This window comes from Litorimonas haliclonae (assembly GCF_965138505.1).
GTDB lineage: Bacteria > Pseudomonadota > Alphaproteobacteria > Caulobacterales > Maricaulaceae > Litorimonas > Litorimonas haliclonae.
In genome coordinates, this window is the sequence record NZ_CBCSCO010000002.1 from 515,761 (window position 1) to 534,418 (window position 18,658).

Here is an 18,658-nt window from a genome sequence, read left to right on the forward strand (position 1 = left end):
CACACCAACATCAAACACTATTTTATTAGGAGACTCCCATGAAAGTCATGGCTCTAAACAACTACGGCGAAACCGCAAAATTCGAAACAGCCGATATATCCAAGCCAGAAGCTAAGCCCGGCCACGTAATCGTCAAAGTGTCTGCGACCAGTGTAAATACTGTCGACACCATGATCCGCGCTATGGGGCAGGAGCAACTCCCATTTGCGCCGGACCTGCCCGCAGTTCTCGGGATGGATTTCGCAGGGACCATTGAAAGCGTTGGCGAAAACGTAACCGAGTTCTCTCCAGGGGATGAGGTCTACGGTTGCGCAGGCGGTCTGGCAGATTTGCAAGGGGCCCTCGCGGAATACATGCCCGCGGATGCTCGCTTAATTGCCCATAAGCCAAAATCCCTGACCATGCGCGAAGCGGCAGCGTTGCCCCTCGTCGGCATCACGGCATATGAAGGGTTAAAACGTGCGGGAGCCGACGAAGGCAAAAAGCTGCTGGTCCATGGCGGTACAGGCGGTGTCGGTCATTTGGCCGTGCAGCTCGCTAAACAGTTTGGCGCAGAAGTTTATACAACCGTCGGCGCGGATGCAGAGTTCGAGATTGTAGAAGGATATGGCGCAACCGCAATTAATTATAAAAAGGATGAGGTCGCGGATTATGTTGCCAAGCACACTGGCGGGTCAGGATTCGACGTTGTATTTGATACCGTTGGCGGAGAAAATTTGCCAAAATCATTTGAAGCGGCTGCGCTTAACGGCAATGTTGCCACCACCGTGTCCTTGCTGGAACTCGACTTAAGCCCTGTGCATTTTAAAGGCCTGTCCTTACACGTGGTCTTTATGCTCATCCAGATGTTGCATGATTTCCAACGGGACGCGCATAAAGAGATTTTGACTGACATTGCAAGAATTGTAGATGCAGGCGCACTCAAGCCTTTATTGGATGATACCGAGTTCACATTGGAAGAAGCAGGGCAAGCTCATGAGCGCTTAACAAGTGGGCAGGCAACGGGAAAAGTGGTGATTAGTGTCTAGTTTTAACCAACTAGGATTTGTTTGAATTGCGCATTAGCTACAAAGCCGCTCAACGAAGGTCGGGTTTGGGGGAGTTCCTCCAAACTCCTAATTTGCGCCGAGGCCCTCATGCGGGCTGTCTAGGACGAAAGCCGGGATGTCTATGTCGTAGCTCTCGCCGTCCGGTGATTCGACGCGGTATGTGCCGAGCATCATGCCGGACGGGGCCGTGAGCGGTGCGCCGCTTGTGTAGCGAAAGACTTCGCCGGATTTGATTGTGGGCTGTTCGCCGACGACGCCTGCGCCGCGGACTTCTTGAACTTGGCCGCGGCTATCCGCGATTTGCCAGAACCGTCCGGTCACTTGCAGGTCTTTCTCGCCCTGATTGTCGATTTCGACGGTATAGGCCCAGATAAAACGGGAGTCGGAGACGGAGGATTGTTCGGCAAGAAATTCAGGTTCGACGCGGACAATGACGTCTTTAGTGCGTTGCTCAAACATAGGAGAGGCCACTGTCTCGTCCACTTTGATGCTGCTCGAAAGGGCCGAATCTATTCTCGCCATACCCCCACTCCTCTTATTTTACGCCCGGAGCCTTTATCGGTCCGTGACGCCTCTCTCTAACCTGACAATGCGGTCTGTCTTCGCGACTCGCAAGGGATTTACCCACTATCCCCCAAAAATTTACAGTCTTTTCTTGTCAGACGCGAATAGCGTGCTACCTCAAATCCATGCAAAAGGGCATTCTTCCACAGCAGGCCATTAAGGGCCTGATAGATGACGGAGTCATCATGCAAACCGCGTCCGGACAAGGCCGCGCGGGGGGCGTGGAAGGCGATTTGCCGCCTCTGGTTCAACCCGCCAGCCTCGATTTACAGCTTGGCACAACTGCTTACCGGATGCGGGCGAGTTACTTGCCGGGCAAGGGCGAAACGATTGAAGATACGCTCGGCGCGCTGTGCCTACATTCTATCGATATTTCCAACGGTGCCGTTTTAGAGACGGGCTGTGTTTACCTGATTCCTTTAAAAGAGGCTTTGGCTCTGCCGAAGGACTTAAGCGCGGCGGCCAATCCGAAAAGCTCGACCGGACGGTTAGATGTATTCACTCGCGTGATTTGCGACGGGGCGACGCGGTTTGACGCGGTGCCGAGCGGTTACCACGGGCCGCTTTATGTCGAAGTGGCCCCGCGGACTTTTCCGATATTGGTACGGCCAGGCGACCGTCTGGTACAGCTGCGTTTTCGCTCTGGTGAGCCGCACGTTCTTAATACTCAAACGGTCAGCATTGACCTGAAAGGCGTAGACGAGAGCGGGATTGTCGGCTGGCGCGCGCGGCGTCATTCCGGCCTCGTCGATTTGCGCGACATTGCAGGGCATAATGCTCGAGATTACTGGGAGCCATTGACCGCGCCGGACGGGCAGCTCGTGCTGGACCCCGAAGAATTTTACATTCTCGCAAGCCAAGAGGCCGTGTCTATCCCGCAGGATCAGGCCGCCGAAATGGCGCCGATTGCGCCGGAAATCGGTGAGTTCCGCGCCCATTACGCAGGCTTTTTCGACCCGGGTTTCGGGCTCGATGAGGCCGGCGGTCAGGGCAGCCGCGCTGTGCTGGAAGTGCGCGGACGCGACGTGCCGTTTCTTTTGCGGCACGGGCAATCCGTGGCGAAGCTGGTCTTTGAACCGTTGAGCGAAAAACCCGCCGGACTATACGGCGGCGAAGGCTCCCATTATCAATCCCAAGGCTTGCGTTTATCCAAACACTTTGCTCTTTAAGGCATTTTCTTAGGTTCAAATGTCTTCTTGGCGATCTACCGTCAAGGAAAAGTCCTGCACCCGCCAATCCATGACCTGAACGATCTGCATGGCTTCGCGCATTTTTTCAGGGGGTATGGGGTCTGTATTTGCAGTTTTTACAACGCCATCTCCAAAAATAAGATGGCCGTGTTCGTAAAGTCTTACGCGGGCCCGCTCTATCCAGTCGATGCGTTCGAGTTCTGTCTCAATTTGCTTATGAAGGTCGAGATAGTTGTCATCTAACGAGGTCGGCGCCCGATTTATAAGTCCAGTCACCGCATCCTTACTTTGTTTCCACCCGTCTTTGACAATATCAAGGGAGATTAACGCGGCCGCGCCAGCGTCAGCCCACCACCACCCCATACCTACGCCCAAAACGCCGCCTATCGCAGCGACGGCCGTCATCCAGTCCGCCTTGTTCATCTTGCCGTCCGTAATCAAAATTTTATCGTGCAAAGTTTCTGCATATTTGATCTTTGCGCGGCCAAGAATTACCGGCGGGAAAGTTCCCCAGAGCAATACGAGGATCATCCACCACCCCAACCATGCGTCTTTCCCGAAAAACTCTTTCATCCCTATCGTCGGGTGTTCGCGTCCACCCAATTTGATGAGGGCATCTACCAGTAAATATGTGCCCATACAGAGGAGAGCGAGAGCCGCACATAGAAACAGTACGGAAACTACTCGGTGAAACCCATAAGGGTAATGTTCTGAGGGCGGACGCCAACAAATCCGGGATCCAACTAGAAAACAAATAGGCGGGATTAAGCTAAGACAGTCTTCAATCCACGCCGTCTTCATTGTTTGGGACGCCCCCATAACTAAATACATTAGAATTATAACGCTGATGAGATAAGCGATTGAAATCCATTCAAGACGCCGGGCTTTCTGCATTGCGGCCCGTTGCGTCTCGCTGAATTCATATTGGGGCGCCAATTTCATTCGCGCGCCTCATTTTGACTGTTTTGGGTCAACCCATCTTTGCGCGATTTCAGAAATGTTTCCAATGTAGTCACGAGTTGGTTTTCACCTGGAGCGATTGCCATCACATGGCCGCCGGTCTCTTGATTCTGAACAGCGGAATAGGGTCGCGTAAATCCGACCTCTTTTTTTCGTGGACTACTTTGGGTTAGCCCGCCGATGACGATATCCAACTCATGATGGACAAGTTTTTCCACCGCTTCGGCCTCGGACAGAAAGGTCCATTGTGGAGTTGCCCCCAAGCTCGCGGAAAATTCCCTGAGGAGTTCAACCTCAATCCCTTGCGGCCCCATTTGGTCGTCAACGACCCAAGGAGCATGCTCAATTAACCCGACGCGAATTAATTGGTTTTCTTGAATTGTGTCCGAAGTGCCATTGACGTCCTTTGGATAATCCTCGCAAGCGGATAAAAATAAAAGCGCAATGCAGGCAGACACCTTTGCCGCTAACTTTTTTAGATCGAGGGTTCCAATAGTCGCAGGTTTCACCATGCCGCTCCCGGACCAACTTAGCCGCCTATGATAGTTCCGCCGTTTGGATGGATCACTTGCCCCGTCATATAGCTGGCATCTTGTGAGGCGAGGAAGATGTAGCTTGGAGCGACTTCGTCTGGTTGGCCGGCACGGCCCATCGGTGAGTGCTCTCCGAACTCCTGGACCTGCTCTGCATTAAATGATGCTGGGATAAGAGGGGTCCAAATCGGGCCTGGGGCCACTGCGTTCACGCGGATTTTCTTTTCTGTCAAATTAGAGGCGAGGGAGCGAGTGAAACCCACTATCGCGCCTTTGGTGGCGCCGTAGTCCATCAATACATCTTTACCTCGATAGGCAACAATAGAGGCTGTATTGATGATGCTATCACCTTCCGTCAGGTGCGGCAAAGCGGCCTGCGATAGAAAAAATAAGCCGAAGAAATTCGTGTCAAATGTTCGGCGTAATTGATCTTCGCTTATATCCAGAAGATTTTCCTGAACGTGTTGCTCGGCAGCATTATTTACCAATATATTTAAACTGCCTAATTCGCTTACGGTTTTCGCCACGGCATCATTGCAAAATTGCTTTTCAGCTATGTCGCCCTTTATCGCCAGAGCTTTGCGACCCTCGGCTTCGATGTGTTCCACGGTAACCCGCGCATCTTCTTCTTCGTCCAAATAGATAAAAGCCACGTCTGCCCCTTCTTTGGCAAATCCAATTGCCGTGGCCCGGCCAATACCACTGTCGCCGCCGCTGATAAGAGCAACTTTTCCCTCAAGTTTCCCAGCTGCCTGGTAATTCTTCATGAAGGAATCCGGGGGAGGTATCATTTCATGTTCATCACCTGGTTGGTGTGATTGATGTTGCGCTGGTCGAGTATCGTCGACGGCTGCTTCCCCCGGTGTCCAAGAAGGAGGATCACTCGCGGGGAACGATTCATCAAGCGCTTCATCTACTTCTATTTCTTTTCGCTTTCGTGACGTCATCAGGATATATCCTTATCGTGGAATTATTCTAAATTAACACACGTGAATAAAGATTAGTTCCAGTGGGTGTCGGTTGATCCGCTACTTGCGGAACCTGTCCCGAGTTAAACGAGCCTACGCAACGTAGTTTTCTGGATATCCCTGTGTCTTGCCACTCAAAGCCTTAACTTCACAATTTGGGGAGCGCTAAGGACAAGGGGAAGACAATTTTGCGGTAGTCAATTACGCCGAACAGCTCGCGCCGCCGAGGACGCAGAATTTGGCGCAGTGTGGATGATTGAGCGCGACGGGCTCCAGGCTTTTGGTGAGGGTTTTCCCTGTTTCGAACTGTTCGTCATCCCAGAGCAGGGTGCAAGCGAGAACGCAGGCGCGGCCGTCGCCCTTGCGCCTGACCACCATGCGAGAGCTGGAGCACATCATGGCATTAGGACTGACGTCTAATATGCCCCAGCACTTGCTCGTGATTTCCGGCACGTCGACTTTTTCGTCCATTTCCGGGAACAGGATTAATTGGGCGGGATCCATCGCGTCTATGTCCCAGCCCTGTTTCGCAATCAAAGCGCCGTAGCCCGCCCGATCTGTCGCTTCGTCTTCGGAAAACATAGCCCGTCCGGCGATGTTAAGAGCAACGCCGTTTTCAGTTAGCCAGTTCATCCCCGCCACCCCCGCGGCAAAACTCCCCGCGCCGCGTTCGGCGTCATGACCTTTTTCAGAAAAATGATCGAGGCTGACGCGCAACGTCATTTTCCCAGGGAAGCGTTTATTTAAGTCTATGACGCCCTTTTGAACCCGGGGCCGCATAAGGGGTTTCATCGCATTGGTCAAAATAAGGAGGCTGTGCCCGCGCTCTAGCGCCATTTCCGACAGACGGAAAATGTCAGGGTTCATATAAGGCTCACCCCCCGTAAAGGCGATCTCAATTGGCCCCTCTGCAATTTCGTCCACTTCGTCCAGATAGGGCGCCATGTCCTCGGGGCTGAGATAGACAAAGTGATCCGCCGTCGGGCTGCTGAGGATGTAGCAATTCTCGCATTCAATATTACAAAGCGACCCCGTATTGAACCAGAGCGTTTCAAGGGCGTTAAACACGACGCGTGCGCGGCGCTCACCCTTAGCGGTCACATCTGGGTTTTTGAATTTTTCAGGATCAATCAAAGCGGTCATAAGTCGCGTCTAACGCCTGCAATATGTCATGTCACATTGAAAACTCTGCGGAGGTTCGTCGTAGGGGCAGGATCAAACTGAACTTGAGTTTTGATGGAACCCTTGGCCGCGGGGTGAGTTCGATTAGAAAGCTATTTACCGGAGACTTACCCAATGCGTTACTCCCCTTTCTTGCTCACTCTCGTCGCCGCCATGCTTCCCGCCGCCGCTTTCGCGCAAGCGGGCGCCGGCAGTAGTGACCCTTCCGCCGATGAAGATAAAGGTAGGAAAGGCGTAGAAATTGTAGGTCATGTTCTCAAACCTGTCCCCTTGAAGTGGAGCGAGGAGCGGATGGCTAAGCTCGCCCTCCCGAAAGGGTTCGACATCAATGTCTATGCACGCGATTTGAAAAACGCCCGAATGATGCAGGTGGCGGAGGACGGCTCGCTTTACCTTACTCGCCGGGCGCAAGGTGACGTGCTGATGCTAAAAGATACCAACGGCGACGGCAGGGCTGACACCCGGCAAGTCGTCGCGCAGAAAGACCAGATGCACGGAATAGAGATCGACGGAGACACCGTCTATTTGATGACGGTGAATGAGCTTTACCGAGCGCCTCGACTGGAAGACGGCTCTCTCGGCGAGCTTGAGGAGATTGCCGCGGATTTTCCGGATGGCGGGCAGCATCCCAATCGTATGGTCGTGATGGGACCGGATGAGAGGCTCTATGTCTCTATTGGCTCCACTTGTAACGCCTGCGCGGAAACGGATGATGAAAGCGCCGCCATAGTTTCCTTAAATCCTGACGGAACGGATCGACGCATTTTTGCGTCTGGTCTCAGAAACACAATTGGCTATGGGTTCGAGCCGACATTAGGCACCCTATATGGTTTTGACCACGGCATTGATTGGTTGGGGGATAATGAACAACACGAAGAGTTCAATCTATTGACCGCCGGAAATCGATATGGATGGCCTTATGTTTACGCTCTTTCGCGCTTTAACCCGCAGGATACACCGCCTGATCAGAGCTTTTCTGACTACGCCGCGGGAAGCGAGGAACCCATTGGGCTCCACACACCGCATTCCGCGCCTATGCAGCTCGCATTCGACGCTAAAAACGCGCTCCCGGACGATTACAAGGGAGACGCTTTTATTGCCATGCGCGGGTCCTGGAATCGCATGCCGCCTTCTGGCTATGAAGTCCTCAGAGTGGATTTTGAGGACGGGACGCCCGTCGGGATGAAGCCATTTGTGACCGGCTTCCTGATGCAGGATGAGGAGAGTCCAACGGGGTGGGGACAAATGGGCCGCCTAGCGGGACTAGCCCAAGGACCTGATGGCGCGATGTATCTGTCAGATGACGAGAACGGTATTATCTACCGTATAGCCTATAAGGGCGACAACGCTGCAGAACGTCCCGAGCCGGAGTTCACAAACGCGAATGCGCCAGAGCTGAATATCGGTCTGGTGCAAAGAAACGAAAGATAAAATGAGGGGGTAATGGCGCACCTAGCACGATTCGAACGTGCGACCTCTGCCTTCGGAGGGCAGCGCTCTATCCAGCTGAGCTATAGGTGCTTCCAAGTTTTGCCGATAACGACAAGACCCGCCTCTTAAGGGAAGTCTTGCGGCTGCGCAATGATGGTTTTCATCTGCTTTGGCCTAGAGTAGACCGCAATCATGTTCAGATTTTTCTTACTTCTCTCCGCGGCGGCCGCCCTATCATTCTTGAGTGCGTGCGACAGCGGCTCCGGCCCGACGGTGTCTGTCGACGACCGCGTCGCGCAGGCCCGGGCTCGCAATGATGGTCCGGCAATTTGGAAAGTGAGCGATCATGACAGCGAGCTTTATCTCTTCGGGACAATTCACCTTTTGCCTGAGGATTTGAATTGGCTGAAAGATGATTTGCGCGATGTCATGCAAGACGCCGGAACGGTCTATTTTGAGGTGGATACATCAGAAAAGGCGCGCATTGATGCGACAGTCCTAAGCGCGCAGCTGGGGTTTCGAAAAGACGGACTGCGCTTGGCTGATAATCTCGATAACTACCAACTCAAACTTTTGGACGCTGTGGCCAATAACGGCAATATTCCATTGGCAAGTTTGGACGCTATGAAGCCTTGGCTTGCCAGTGAATACTTGACTTTTACCGCCGCAAAAGAGGCCGGCCTCTCAGCGGATTTATCTGCTGACGAAGCGCTCAAATCACTCGCGCGCCGACAGCAGAAGAATATAATCTATTTGGAAAGCGTCGAGGACCAGATCCGCGCGACAGCAGATTTGCCCGTTGGATTGCAACTCGAAGTCCTGACGGAAACGATGGAAGATTTTAGCGATTTGGGACGTCAGCTCACGCGTTTGGCGAAGGGCTGGTCCGTTGGGCAAACGGATTTTTTGACTCAACAAATGATAGATCCGCTCAAGGCCGACGCCGGAGAAATGTACCGATCCGTTTTGGTCGATAGAAACGAAAAATGGGCCAAAACTCTCGTGCGGCATCTGGAGGGGAGCGGGACGTCTGTCGTCGCCGTGGGTATGGCGCATTTGCTGGGCGAAGAGAGCCTCATTACCGATTTGGAAGAGGCAGGGTATGAGGTCGAGCGATATTACGCGTTTATGGGCGAGAATGTTATCTCGCCCACAGAGCTAACGATAGAACGCCCGGATCGGGAGTAAATAATCTCCTGTCCTTCCGGGGCGCAAGGCGACCCCGGAAGGACAATGTTTAATCTTCTAAAAATCGGCGCTCACGCCGGCAAAGACGCCGCGGCCTTCGCTCGCATATCCGAATACGTCTTGGTAATCTTCATCGGTCAAATTAGTGCCGCGTAGGTAAACACTGACAATGTCGGACACCGCATATCGGACATTTGCGCCGATGAGTGTGTAGGAGCCCAGCTGGACTGTTGAAAATGTCCCAAAGTCAGTGTCGAGTTGCGACCCTGTGTGATCAGCGTTTACGGTCAGAGACAATTTATCCGTCGCGTCCCATGTTGCCGTGGCGCTTGCCAGAAATTCCGGACGGCGGATTTCCTCAATCCCGTCTTGTTCACTGTCGAGAAAGCTCGCTGAGCCGGTTAGGTAAAGCGTGTCGGCAATATCCCATTGCGCCGCCAATTCGATACCTTCGCGCGTGCTATCGGTTGCCAGATTGATGACGGTGCTGGTGAAGTCGGGATTAAAGATTGTGGTGATTTCGTCTTCGAGTTCGGATCGGAAATAGTCCGCCGAGAGAGTGAGACTGCCCAAGTCCTGTTCATAGCCAATGGAGTACCCCAAAGAGTTTTCAGGCTTCAAATCAGGATTTCCTGTAAAGCGGCTGGCAGGGAAAAAGCCGAAAAGCTCAACCAAAGTAGGATTCTTGACACCCGTTCCGACAGAGCCGCGAATACGTCCGTCCCAGCCAAATTTATAGCCGGCTCCAACACGCCAAGTGGTGGCGTCCGCAAACACATCATTTATGTCCTGGCGAATAGACCCCGTCAGAGTGAGCGCTTCGCCGTTAAAGCTGTAATCCGCGACAAGACCGTAATTATAAATATCCGGCACGTCGGGGTCGCTCGCGAGTTCATATTCTTCGCGCTCGACTTCGCCCAAAAGGGTCAGGTCGTGACGGTCAGAGAAGGTGCGCTTCGCGGCCCAGCTCGCATTTTGGCGCGTGCCAGTAGATAAAGTCGGGAAGCTGGATTTTGTCTCGGTTTCCGTCTCGACCATGTTGGATTGAACGAGGTGGTCAAAGCCTGCGAGGGCAAACCGGGCGTCAATACGGGCCGTTGTCGTTTTGACGTCAGTTTCACTGTTCGTATTATTTAGTAGGCCGTCAAAATCTGTATCGCCGTCAAAATCTGTGCGGCGAAGGTTGATAGCGCCATTTGCAGAAAAAGTAATTCCGGCGAGGTTTACCTGATTAAGCCCAACGGAGAGGCGCCGACTGTCTGCGCCGTCTTTTTCGCCGCCCAGACCAGACACGTCATAGCCTTCGGTGGTGAAGGCATTGCCGTTAATGGAAAGCGCTGCGTTGCCAAGCGGCACAACGCCGCTAAACTGGCCTTCTAAAGTTTCGCGACTCCCGGCTTCGACGGAGGCTCGAAATCTTTCTGTATTCGATCCAGCCCTTGTGATGATGTTAATCACCCCGCCTACAGCGTCAGAGCCGTATAGTGCGGATTGCTCCCCGCGCAGGACTTCGATTTTAACGACGTCATCACTGCGAAGTCCGCCCAAGTCAAATCCGCCATCTGTGGGATTGTTCACTTCGACGCCGTCAATCAGGATAAGCGTATGATTTGCTTCAGAGCCGCGGAGGCGAATATTGGTCAGGCTCCCGCCGCCGCCGGATTGGCTAATGGCCAAGCTTGGCACGGTACGCAAGAGATCAGAAATATACGCTTGGTTGCGGTTGCGGATTTCAGCTTCTGTCAAAACGGTGACGGGGGCGGTCAGTTCGTCCCGGGTCGAATATCCGATCCGATCCGCCGTGACGATGATTTCATTTGAATTTAAATCGACTGAATTTGCTGTTTCATCTTCGGCCGTTTGTGGCGCCTGGTCGTTAAAATCGCTCTGAGTTTGCGCGAAGCTGTTTGCGGCGAAGGCACTTAGCGCCACGCCTAATAATAGTCGTTTCATGTCACACTCCATTAAGTCCCGCCCAAAAAGAGCAGGGTGACGGTCAAAAGAGTGTCGTCATTGGAGGCAGCCCGACCATTCGGGCCTTTCCATACGCATGGTTCATCCCGCCCAAGCGTGCTGGCGACGTCGTTGGCAGGTCTTCTGACTTAAGGCTTGAGCAAGGCTGACACGTCTTCCCGGTTTCCCAGTGACGTATGTGTCGCCTCTTACCTTTCACAGCGGCGGGAGCCGTCGGACAATTTCAGTCCATTCCCATATTCACGCCTATTGCTCAGTTGAAAAAGCATCAGGCGACCAACGGCGCCTCCTCTAAGGATTTTATCCAATAGAGCAAGTAAAAAAACTGCGATATAAAGATTTCTTTATATACTCTTGCGGCTGAGCCTGTTAAACGGCGCCGAATTGCAAAATAAGGATAGCCCTATGTCCAGCTGGTCACAGATTGAAAAAGCGATAAAAGAGCGGATTATTATGCTCGACGGCGCAATGGGCACGATGTTGCAAAAACAGAGCCTACAAGAAGAGGACTTTCGCGGCGAGCGATTCAAAGACTGGCACGTCCCTTTGCAAGGCAATAATGACCTGCTCGTCCTCACCAAGCCGGAGGCCGTTGCCAAAGTTCATAATGACTTTCTTGCGGCCGGCGCGGACTTGATTGAAACCAACAGCTTTAACGCGACGACTATTTCGCAGGCGGATTATGATATGGCGGAGCTCGCGCCGGAAATTGCCCGGGCGGCTGCGCAGGTCGCGCGCGATTGCGCGGATGCGTGGACAGAAAAAACGCCGCAGAAACCTCGCTGCGTTCTTGGCTCTGTTGGCCCGATGAATAAGACCTTGTCTATCTCACCGAAAGTTGAGGACCCGGGCTATCGCGACGTCACATTCGATGAAGTGAAAACCAGCTATATCGGCCAGATTGAAGCGATGGTGGATTTGGTCGATGCGGTGTTGATCGAAACCGTGTTTGATACACTTAATTGCAAAGCTGCCATTGCCGCTGCGCGCCACGTTTTTGACGCGGTCGGATATGAAAAGCCGATTATCATTTCCGGCACGATTACCGACCGCTCCGGCAGAACTCTCTCGGGCCAGACGGCGGAAGCCTTCTGGATTTCCGTTGCTCATTCAAAGCCATTCGCCGTCGGGCTGAACTGCGCCCTCGGCGCGGATGAAATGCGTCCACATATCGAAGCGATTTCTCGCGTGGCCAATACTCATGTCATCTCTTTCCCGAATGCGGGTCTGCCCAATGCCTTCGGCGAATATGATGAGAGCCCGTCAGATATGGCAGAGCAAATCAAGCCTTGGGTCGAAGAAGGTTTCGTCAATATCCTTGGCGGGTGTTGCGGCACCACGCCGGACCACATTGCGGCGATTGCAAAAGCGGCAGAAGGCCTGCCGCCGCGTAAGCCCGTCGACCCCGAAACAACCCTGCGCCTGTCAGGGTTAGAGCCTTTCCAAATAGCGGTATAAGCCAGATAGCGGAATAATCATGAGTTCTACAGCAAATTTCGTAAATATTGGCGAACGGACAAATGTGTCCGGCTCAGCGCGGTTTAAGAAACTGATCGTCAAAGGCGATTATGACAAAGCGCTTTCGGTCGCCCGCCAGCAGGTCGAGAGCGGTGCGCAGATTATCGATATCAATATGGATGACGGCCTGATTGACGGCGTTGCGGCGATGGAGCGCATCTTGCAGCTGGTCGCCGGCGAGCCCGATATTTCGCGCGTGCCAATCATGATCGACAGTTCCAAATGGGAAGTGCTGGAGGCAGGTCTGAAATGCGTTCAGGGCAAATGCGTGGTCAATTCGATCTCTATGAAAGAGGGCGAGGAGCCGTTTCTAAAACATGCTAAAATGTGCCGCGACCTCGGCGCGGCGGTTGTTGTCATGGCCTTTGACGAAGAAGGCCAGGCCGAAACGGCGGATCGCAAATATGAAATTTGCGAACGCGCTTATAAGCTTCTGACCGAAGAAATTAATTTCCCGCCCGAAGATATTATCTTCGACCCGAACATCTTTGCGATCGCGACCGGGATTGAAGAGCATAATGATTATGCCGTCGAATTTTTTGAGGCCTGTAAGCGGATTAAAGCCAATTTGCCACACGCCCGTATTTCAGGCGGTCTGTCCAATGTCAGCTTTGCCTTTCGCGGGAACGAACCTGTGCGCGAAGCCATGCATTCGGTTTTTCTCTATCACGCCATCCCCGCCGGGCTCGACATGGCGATTGTCAATGCCGGGCAGTTGACGATTTATGACGATATTCCCGACGAATTGCGCGAGCGGGTCGAAGATGTCGTTCTGAACCGCCGCGATGATGCGACGGACAGATTACTGGACATTGCCGAGAAATATCGAGGCGACGGTAAAGCCAAGGCCGCTGTTACGGATACAAAATGGCGGGAGCAATCTGTTGAGAAACGTCTTGAACACTCTCTGGTACGCGGCATTACCGATTACATCATCGAAGACACGGAAGAAGCTCGCTTGGCTGCGGAGCGTCCGCTCCACGTCATTGAGGGGCCGCTGATGGACGGCATGAATGTCGTCGGCGACTTGTTCGGCTCTGGTAAAATGTTCCTGCCGCAAGTGGTGAAATCCGCCCGCGTGATGAAAGCCTCCGTCGCGCATTTAATGCCCTTCATGGAAGCGGAAAAGGAAGAGCTTGGCACAGCCGGATCGTCCAACGGCACGGTTCTGATGGCCACCGTGAAAGGTGACGTGCATGATATTGGCAAAAACATTGTCGGGGTGGTCCTGCAGTGTAACGGCTATGACGTTGTCGATCTGGGCGTGATGGTGCCTTGCGATAAAATCCTGGCCGCCGCCAAAGAACACAAAGTCGATATGGTCGGCCTCTCCGGTCTGATTACGCCGTCGCTCGACGAGATGGTTTATGTCGGCAAGGAGATGCAGCGCCTTGGTATGGATATGCCACTGCTCATTGGCGGGGCGACGACGTCCAAAACTCATACAGCGGTGAAAATTGAACCCGCCTATAAAAACGGCCCCACCGTCTATGTGACAGATGCCTCCCGCGCCGTCGGCGTGGTTAGTACACTATTAGGGGACGGCAAAGATAAATATACCGCCGAAATCAAGGCGGATTATGAGCGTGCGCGCGACGCGCACAATCGCGGCCAAAGCGCCAAAGCGCGACTGACCCTCAAAGAAGCCCGTGATAATATCTGGGAGCCAGAGGGTGGCTGGGACAAATTTACCCCGCATAAACCAAGCTTTATCGGCACAAAAACATTGACGGAATACCCGCTTGAGAAACTCCGCGATTATATCGATTGGACGCCTTTCTTCGCGACATGGCAGCTTAAAGGACGGTTCCCGGCCATTCTGGAAAATGAAATGTATGGCGAGGCGGCGCGGGACCTCTATGAAGATGCCCAGAAAATGCTCAATCAAATGATAGAAGAGAAATGGGTCAAAGCCAATGGGGTGTTCGGGTTCTGGCCAGCCAAGCAGATCGGTGATGATATTGAAGTGTTCGCCGATGAAGAAATGAGCGATAAAAAAGCCACGTTCCATGGTTTGCGTCAGCAAATTTCCAAAGGGGATAATAAGAAACCCAATTTCTCTATCTCTGATTTCTGCTCGCCCAATGGTGACTATATTGGCGGGTTCTGTGTGACCGCTGGTCTGGGCGAAGAGGCCAAATCAAAGACCTTCACCGAAGCGGGAGATGATTACAATTCAATCCTGTTCAAAGCTCTTTGTGATCGTTTGGCCGAAGCCTTTGCCGAACACCTTCATGCGCGGGTGCGCCGCGAATTCTGGGGGTATGCCCCGGATGAGAATTTCTCCGGCGAAGACCTGATTGCAGAGCGTTATGCGGGTATTCGCCCGGCTCCCGGCTACCCGGCCCAGCCGGATCACACGGAGAAGGCGACGCTGTTCAGCTTGCTGGACGCCACAAAGGAAACCGAGGTCATCCTGACCCAAAGCTTTGCCATGCATCCGGCCAGCTCTGTTTCAGGGATTTATTTCGGTCACCCAGAAAGCGTGTATTTCGGCGTTGGTAAGATCGAGAAAGATCAGGTCGAGGATTATGCCCGCCGTAAGAAAATGACAGTGGAGGATACGGAACGCTGGCTCGCGCCGATTTTGAACTATTAGGTCTCGTCCCTATATACGGTTTAGATTCTTTATAATGTAAATCGGAGACGACGATGACGATTGGTGTAGGCGGAAAAACCCCTGAACAGGCGCTCGCAACGCTGAGTGATATGACCGAAGGATTCGACCCTATTGGATTATCGGAAATCAAATCCCGAATAGCCAAAGCGCAAAAAATGATGGCCGAGAAGAACTGGGCGGCGCTTTACCTTCATGCCGGGTCTTCGCTGTATTATTTTACCGGCACGCGCTGGCCGGACTCAGAGCGCATGGTCGGAGCTTTTCTTCTACCCGAGGGCGACCCTGTCTATATTTCTCCGGCTTTTGAGGTCGGGACACTGAACCAGTTTATGACAGTGAAAGGCGATGTCCTTCCCTGGGAAGAGCATGAAAGCCCTTATCCTTTGATGTTCAATTATCTCACTAAGTTGGGAATCAAAAAAGGTACAATTGGAATTGATGAGGCGACACCGTTCTTTGTTTCCGATGGTTTGGCCAAAGCCGGCAAGGGATTTGATTTTACCAATGGGTCAGAAGTCACGGCCGCTTGCCGGATGATTAAGTCCGAACATGAATTGAACTTGATGCGCCGCGCCAAGGAAATGACTTTGGAGGTGCATAAAGCCACGGCATCCATGCTCCGCGAAGGCATCACGACCGCCGAGGTGAATGATTTTCTTCATACCGCTCACCAGAAAGTCGGCGCGCCGAAAGGATCGTTTTTCAAAATTGTTTTGTTCGGGCCGGATTCGTCCTTTCCTCACGGCGTTAAAAATCCAAAGCCGCTTGAAAAAGGCGACATGGTCTTAATCGATACCGGCTGTCAGCTTCACGACTATCTTTCAGACATTACGCGTTCTTATGTCTTTGGCGAGCCGAATGACAGACAGAGAGAGGTCTGGGAGGCGGAAAAGGCCGCGCAGATAAAAGCTTTCGAAGCGGCGCGAATAGGCGAGCCTTGTGCGGCGGTCGACATTGCGGCGCGGGACGAACTTGAAAAACGCGGCTTCGGCCCCGGCTATAAAACACCGGGCCTTCCCCACAGAACGGGCCACGGCATTGGACTGGATATCCATGAATGGCCTTATCTTCACATGGGCGACCAAACGCCTTTGGCACCCGGCATGTGTTTTTCAAATGAGCCGATGATCGTCCTGGAAGGCGAGTTTGGGGTCAGGCTGGAAGATCATTTCTATATGGATAAAGACGGCCCTGTCTGGTTTACCGAGCCGAGCCACAGTTTGGACAATCCGTTCGGCTAAATAGTTTGTGATATAGCCAATAAAAAACCCGCGCCAAAGACGCGGGTTTTATTTTATTTTTTAATTGTTTTTATTCGACCGCAAGGAAAATGCGGGAACCTCCGCGCTCAACGGAGAGAGCAAAGGGGCCTTCTTTGTCTTTGATGCGCGTCTCGAACTCTTTCAAATTAGCAACATCTCTGCGGTTCACCGCGCGGATGACATCTCCGCGGCGTAGCCCTGCTCGGAACGCGTTGGAGCCAACTTCGACGGAGTCAACATAGACGCCTTCATCGCCGCCGCGGAGCTCAACATCGCTCGGAATATTCCGGATGGTTGCACCCGAGAAAGATTCCATAGACGGGTTCGTCGGCGCTGCGGCATCGGCGCTCAGCACCTCATCCTCATCCACCTCGGCGACTCTGATTTTCGTCGTGCGGGTCTTGCCGTCGCGGATATAAGTCAGATCCGCCTGCGTTCCGGGAACGAGGAGACCGACGGCGTTCCGAATATCGGAGCTGTCGCGAATCTCTCCGCCGTTAAAGGCTGTGATAACGTCGCCTTCCTTGAGGCCGGCTTTTTCGGCAGGAGTTCCATCCTCGACGGAGCTTACCAATGCGCCGTTCAGCGTTGTCAGGTTAAGAGACTGACGCAGACCAGGTGTGATGTTCTGAATCAAGACACCAATACGTCCGCGGCGCACTTCGCCGTTTTCTTCGAGCTGTTCAATGACAGAGCTGATGATCTGCGTCGGAACCGCAAACCCAATACCGTTATTGCCGCCGGAGCGGGACAGGATGGCGGTATTCATACCGATCAACTCACCTTTGGAATTGACGAGCGCGCCGCCGGAATTACCCGGATTGATGGACGCATCTGTTTGAATGTAATCCTGATAATTATCGTTGCCGCCTTGCTCGCGGCCTAGAGCGCTAACAATGCCGGTCGTAACTGTGCTAGACAAGCCATAGGGGTTGCCGACGGCGATGACGTAATCGCCGACTTTAACATTGCGGCTGCTTGCAATCTTCAAATCGGACAAATTATCCGCATCAATTTTAACGAGCGCAATATCAGTTTTCGGATCTGTTCCAACCAGCTCACCTTGCAACTGGCGTTTATCTTTGAGGGTAATTGTAATCCGATCGGCGTCCTTCACGACGTGATTATTTGTAATGATCAGGCCTTTGTCAGCGTTAATGATGACGCCTGAACCCAGACCGCGAAGCGGACGACTCTGGGGTTGATTAGGGAGTTGACCGCCAAAGAAACGGCGCAGAAACTCTTCCTGCTCACTCATATCACCAGACTCTTGCGTCCGGGTGCCCTCAACATCAATAGAGACAACGGCAGGGGTCACGACTTCTAAAAGGGGCGCCATGGTCAGCACGCCGCGCGCATTATCTATGGTTAGGGCGCCGCTTTGTCCGATGGCCGGGCTATTGGAATATACGCCTTGTGAAATGGCCAGGGGCGCCGCTATAAGCGCAATCCCGCTTGCGGCAATGAGAAGAGTCTTTTTCATGAATACATCCTTCAACTTTAAGAGACGGCGCGGGAGAAGCTCTGAAAGCCACCCGCGACAGTTAATCTAATAGCAATGTAGGACTCACCTGGTCTATCTCCAAGGATGTGGAACAGAATATGACCGTGTTTTAATTCAATAGGATATGTTAGGAAAACCTATGAAATATTTTATACCCTGCCTTTTCGTACTGGCCGCCTGTCAATCAGAGGCCAAGCTTCTGCCTCAAACGGAGTTCGCCGCTAATCTGGTCGAATTGTGTGGACAGACTTTCAAAGGCGAGGTTGTAAGCCAAGACCCGCAGGATGATGATTGGAGAGAGCAAGTCCTTACGCTCGGTCCCGTCGATTGTACGGATGTAGCGATGACTATTCCTCTGGCCGTCGGCGAGGACGAGAGCCGTGTTTGGACGATCACACCGCCCTCCGTCAATGAGGACTGGATCAAACTCACTCATGCTCACACTTTGGCAGATGGATCGCCAGACCCAGTTACAGGATATGGCGGCAAGACCTTAACCGAAGGCACAGCGACCCGGCAGGAATTCCCCGCCGATGAATACTCGAAGACGCTTTTCCGTGAAAACGGATTGGATGAGTCGGCCGGAAATGTTTGGGCTCTTGAAATAACGCCGGATGAAGCTCTCGTTTATGAGCTCACACGTGAACAGCGACATTTCCGCGCGGAGTTTGATCTGTCAGACCCACAATAACGTATATAGAGTAGCCTTTTTGGA

The 18,658-nt window shown here is 52.9% G+C and carries 13 protein-coding genes, 1 tRNA gene, 1 pseudogene and 1 riboswitch; of the genes and pseudogenes, 7 read left to right on the top strand and 8 right to left on the bottom strand.

Features of this window, described 5'->3' with window-relative positions; genetic code table 11:
• Window positions 1–38: 38 nt before the first annotated feature.
• Window positions 39–1,028: a zinc-dependent alcohol dehydrogenase family protein gene (locus ACNA05_RS06680; protein WP_415810643.1), complete on the top strand. Its 990-nt coding sequence runs from the start codon at window positions 39–41 to the stop codon at window positions 1,026–1,028.
• Window positions 1,029–1,115: 87 nt separating this feature from the next.
• Here ACNA05_RS06680 and apaG read toward each other — a convergent pair whose 3' ends face one another.
• Entirely contained in the window at window positions 1,116–1,571 is a 456-nt protein-coding gene (apaG, locus tag ACNA05_RS06685) for a Co2+/Mg2+ efflux protein ApaG (RefSeq protein WP_415810644.1), read from the bottom strand.
• 167 nt (window positions 1,572–1,738) lie between these two features.
• On the opposite strand from apaG, the gene ACNA05_RS06690 reads away from it, so the two are divergent.
• A complete protein-coding gene (locus tag ACNA05_RS06690) occupies window positions 1,739–2,782 on the top strand; it encodes a 2'-deoxycytidine 5'-triphosphate deaminase (RefSeq protein WP_415810645.1) in 1,044 nt (347 codons plus the stop codon).
• A 15-nt stretch (window positions 2,783–2,797) separates the two neighbouring features.
• Here ACNA05_RS06690 and ACNA05_RS06695 read toward each other — a convergent pair whose 3' ends face one another.
• The 4 genes from ACNA05_RS06695 to ACNA05_RS06710 all read right to left on the bottom strand — a co-directional run bounded on the left by ACNA05_RS06695 (window position 2,798) and on the right by ACNA05_RS06710 (window position 6,407).
• On the bottom strand, window positions 2,798–3,745 hold the full coding sequence (locus tag ACNA05_RS06695) for a cation efflux transmembrane domain-containing protein (protein WP_415810646.1): 948 nt from the start codon (window positions 3,743–3,745) through the stop codon (window positions 2,798–2,800).
• Window positions 3,742–4,275 carry a transporter substrate-binding domain-containing protein gene (locus ACNA05_RS06700; protein ID WP_415810647.1) on the bottom strand — a complete coding sequence of 178 codons (534 nt, stop codon included), beginning with the start codon at window positions 4,273–4,275 and terminating at the stop codon, window positions 3,742–3,744. Before ACNA05_RS06700 ends, ACNA05_RS06695 begins: the two co-directional genes overlap by 4 nt.
• A gap of 17 nt (window positions 4,276–4,292) precedes the next feature.
• Entirely contained in the window at window positions 4,293–5,243 is a 951-nt protein-coding gene (locus ACNA05_RS06705) for an SDR family oxidoreductase (protein WP_415810648.1), read from the bottom strand.
• Window positions 5,244–5,465: 222 nt separating this feature from the next.
• Entirely contained in the window at window positions 5,466–6,407 is a 942-nt protein-coding gene (locus ACNA05_RS06710) for a radical SAM protein (RefSeq protein ID WP_415810649.1), read from the bottom strand.
• 153 nt (window positions 6,408–6,560) lie between these two features.
• Between ACNA05_RS06710 and ACNA05_RS06715 the strand changes: the two genes are divergently transcribed.
• Window positions 6,561–7,877 (top strand): PQQ-dependent sugar dehydrogenase, encoded by a 1,317-nt coding sequence (locus tag ACNA05_RS06715; protein WP_415810650.1) that lies wholly within the window; start codon window positions 6,561–6,563, stop codon window positions 7,875–7,877.
• Between the two features lie 13 nt (window positions 7,878–7,890).
• On the opposite strand, the gene ACNA05_RS06720 is transcribed toward ACNA05_RS06715, so the two are convergent.
• Window positions 7,891–7,967: transfer RNA gene (locus ACNA05_RS06720), tRNA-Arg, on the bottom strand.
• 102 nt (window positions 7,968–8,069) lie between these two features.
• On the opposite strand from ACNA05_RS06720, the gene ACNA05_RS06725 reads away from it, so the two are divergent.
• On the top strand, window positions 8,070–9,065 hold the full coding sequence (locus ACNA05_RS06725; RefSeq protein ID WP_415810651.1) for a TraB/GumN family protein: 996 nt from the start codon (window positions 8,070–8,072) through the stop codon (window positions 9,063–9,065).
• 57 nt (window positions 9,066–9,122) lie between these two features.
• Here the strand turns inward: ACNA05_RS06725 and ACNA05_RS06730 are convergent, their stop codons facing one another.
• Entirely contained in the window at window positions 9,123–11,018 is a 1,896-nt protein-coding gene (locus ACNA05_RS06730) for a TonB-dependent receptor plug domain-containing protein (RefSeq protein ID WP_415810652.1), read from the bottom strand.
• Between the two features lie 117 nt (window positions 11,019–11,135).
• Window positions 11,136–11,335: riboswitch (cobalamin riboswitch) on the bottom strand.
• Window positions 11,336–11,444: 109 nt separating this feature from the next.
• Between ACNA05_RS06730 and metH the strand changes: the two are divergent.
• Window positions 11,445–15,156: pseudogene (gene metH, locus ACNA05_RS06735) on the top strand (methionine synthase).
• Window positions 15,157–15,209: 53 nt separating this feature from the next.
• Entirely contained in the window at window positions 15,210–16,418 is a 1,209-nt protein-coding gene (locus tag ACNA05_RS06740; RefSeq protein WP_415810653.1) for a M24 family metallopeptidase, read from the top strand.
• 70 nt (window positions 16,419–16,488) lie between these two features.
• Here the strand turns inward: ACNA05_RS06740 and ACNA05_RS06745 are convergent, their stop codons facing one another.
• Window positions 16,489–17,922, bottom strand: a complete 1,434-nt coding sequence (locus tag ACNA05_RS06745) for a DegQ family serine endoprotease (RefSeq protein ID WP_415810654.1) — start codon at window positions 17,920–17,922, stop codon at window positions 16,489–16,491.
• A gap of 160 nt (window positions 17,923–18,082) precedes the next feature.
• On the opposite strand from ACNA05_RS06745, the gene ACNA05_RS06750 reads away from it, so the two are divergent.
• Window positions 18,083–18,634, top strand: coding sequence for a hypothetical protein (locus ACNA05_RS06750; protein WP_415810655.1), 552 nt, complete (start codon window positions 18,083–18,085; stop codon window positions 18,632–18,634).
• Window positions 18,635–18,658: the final 24 nt, after the last annotated feature.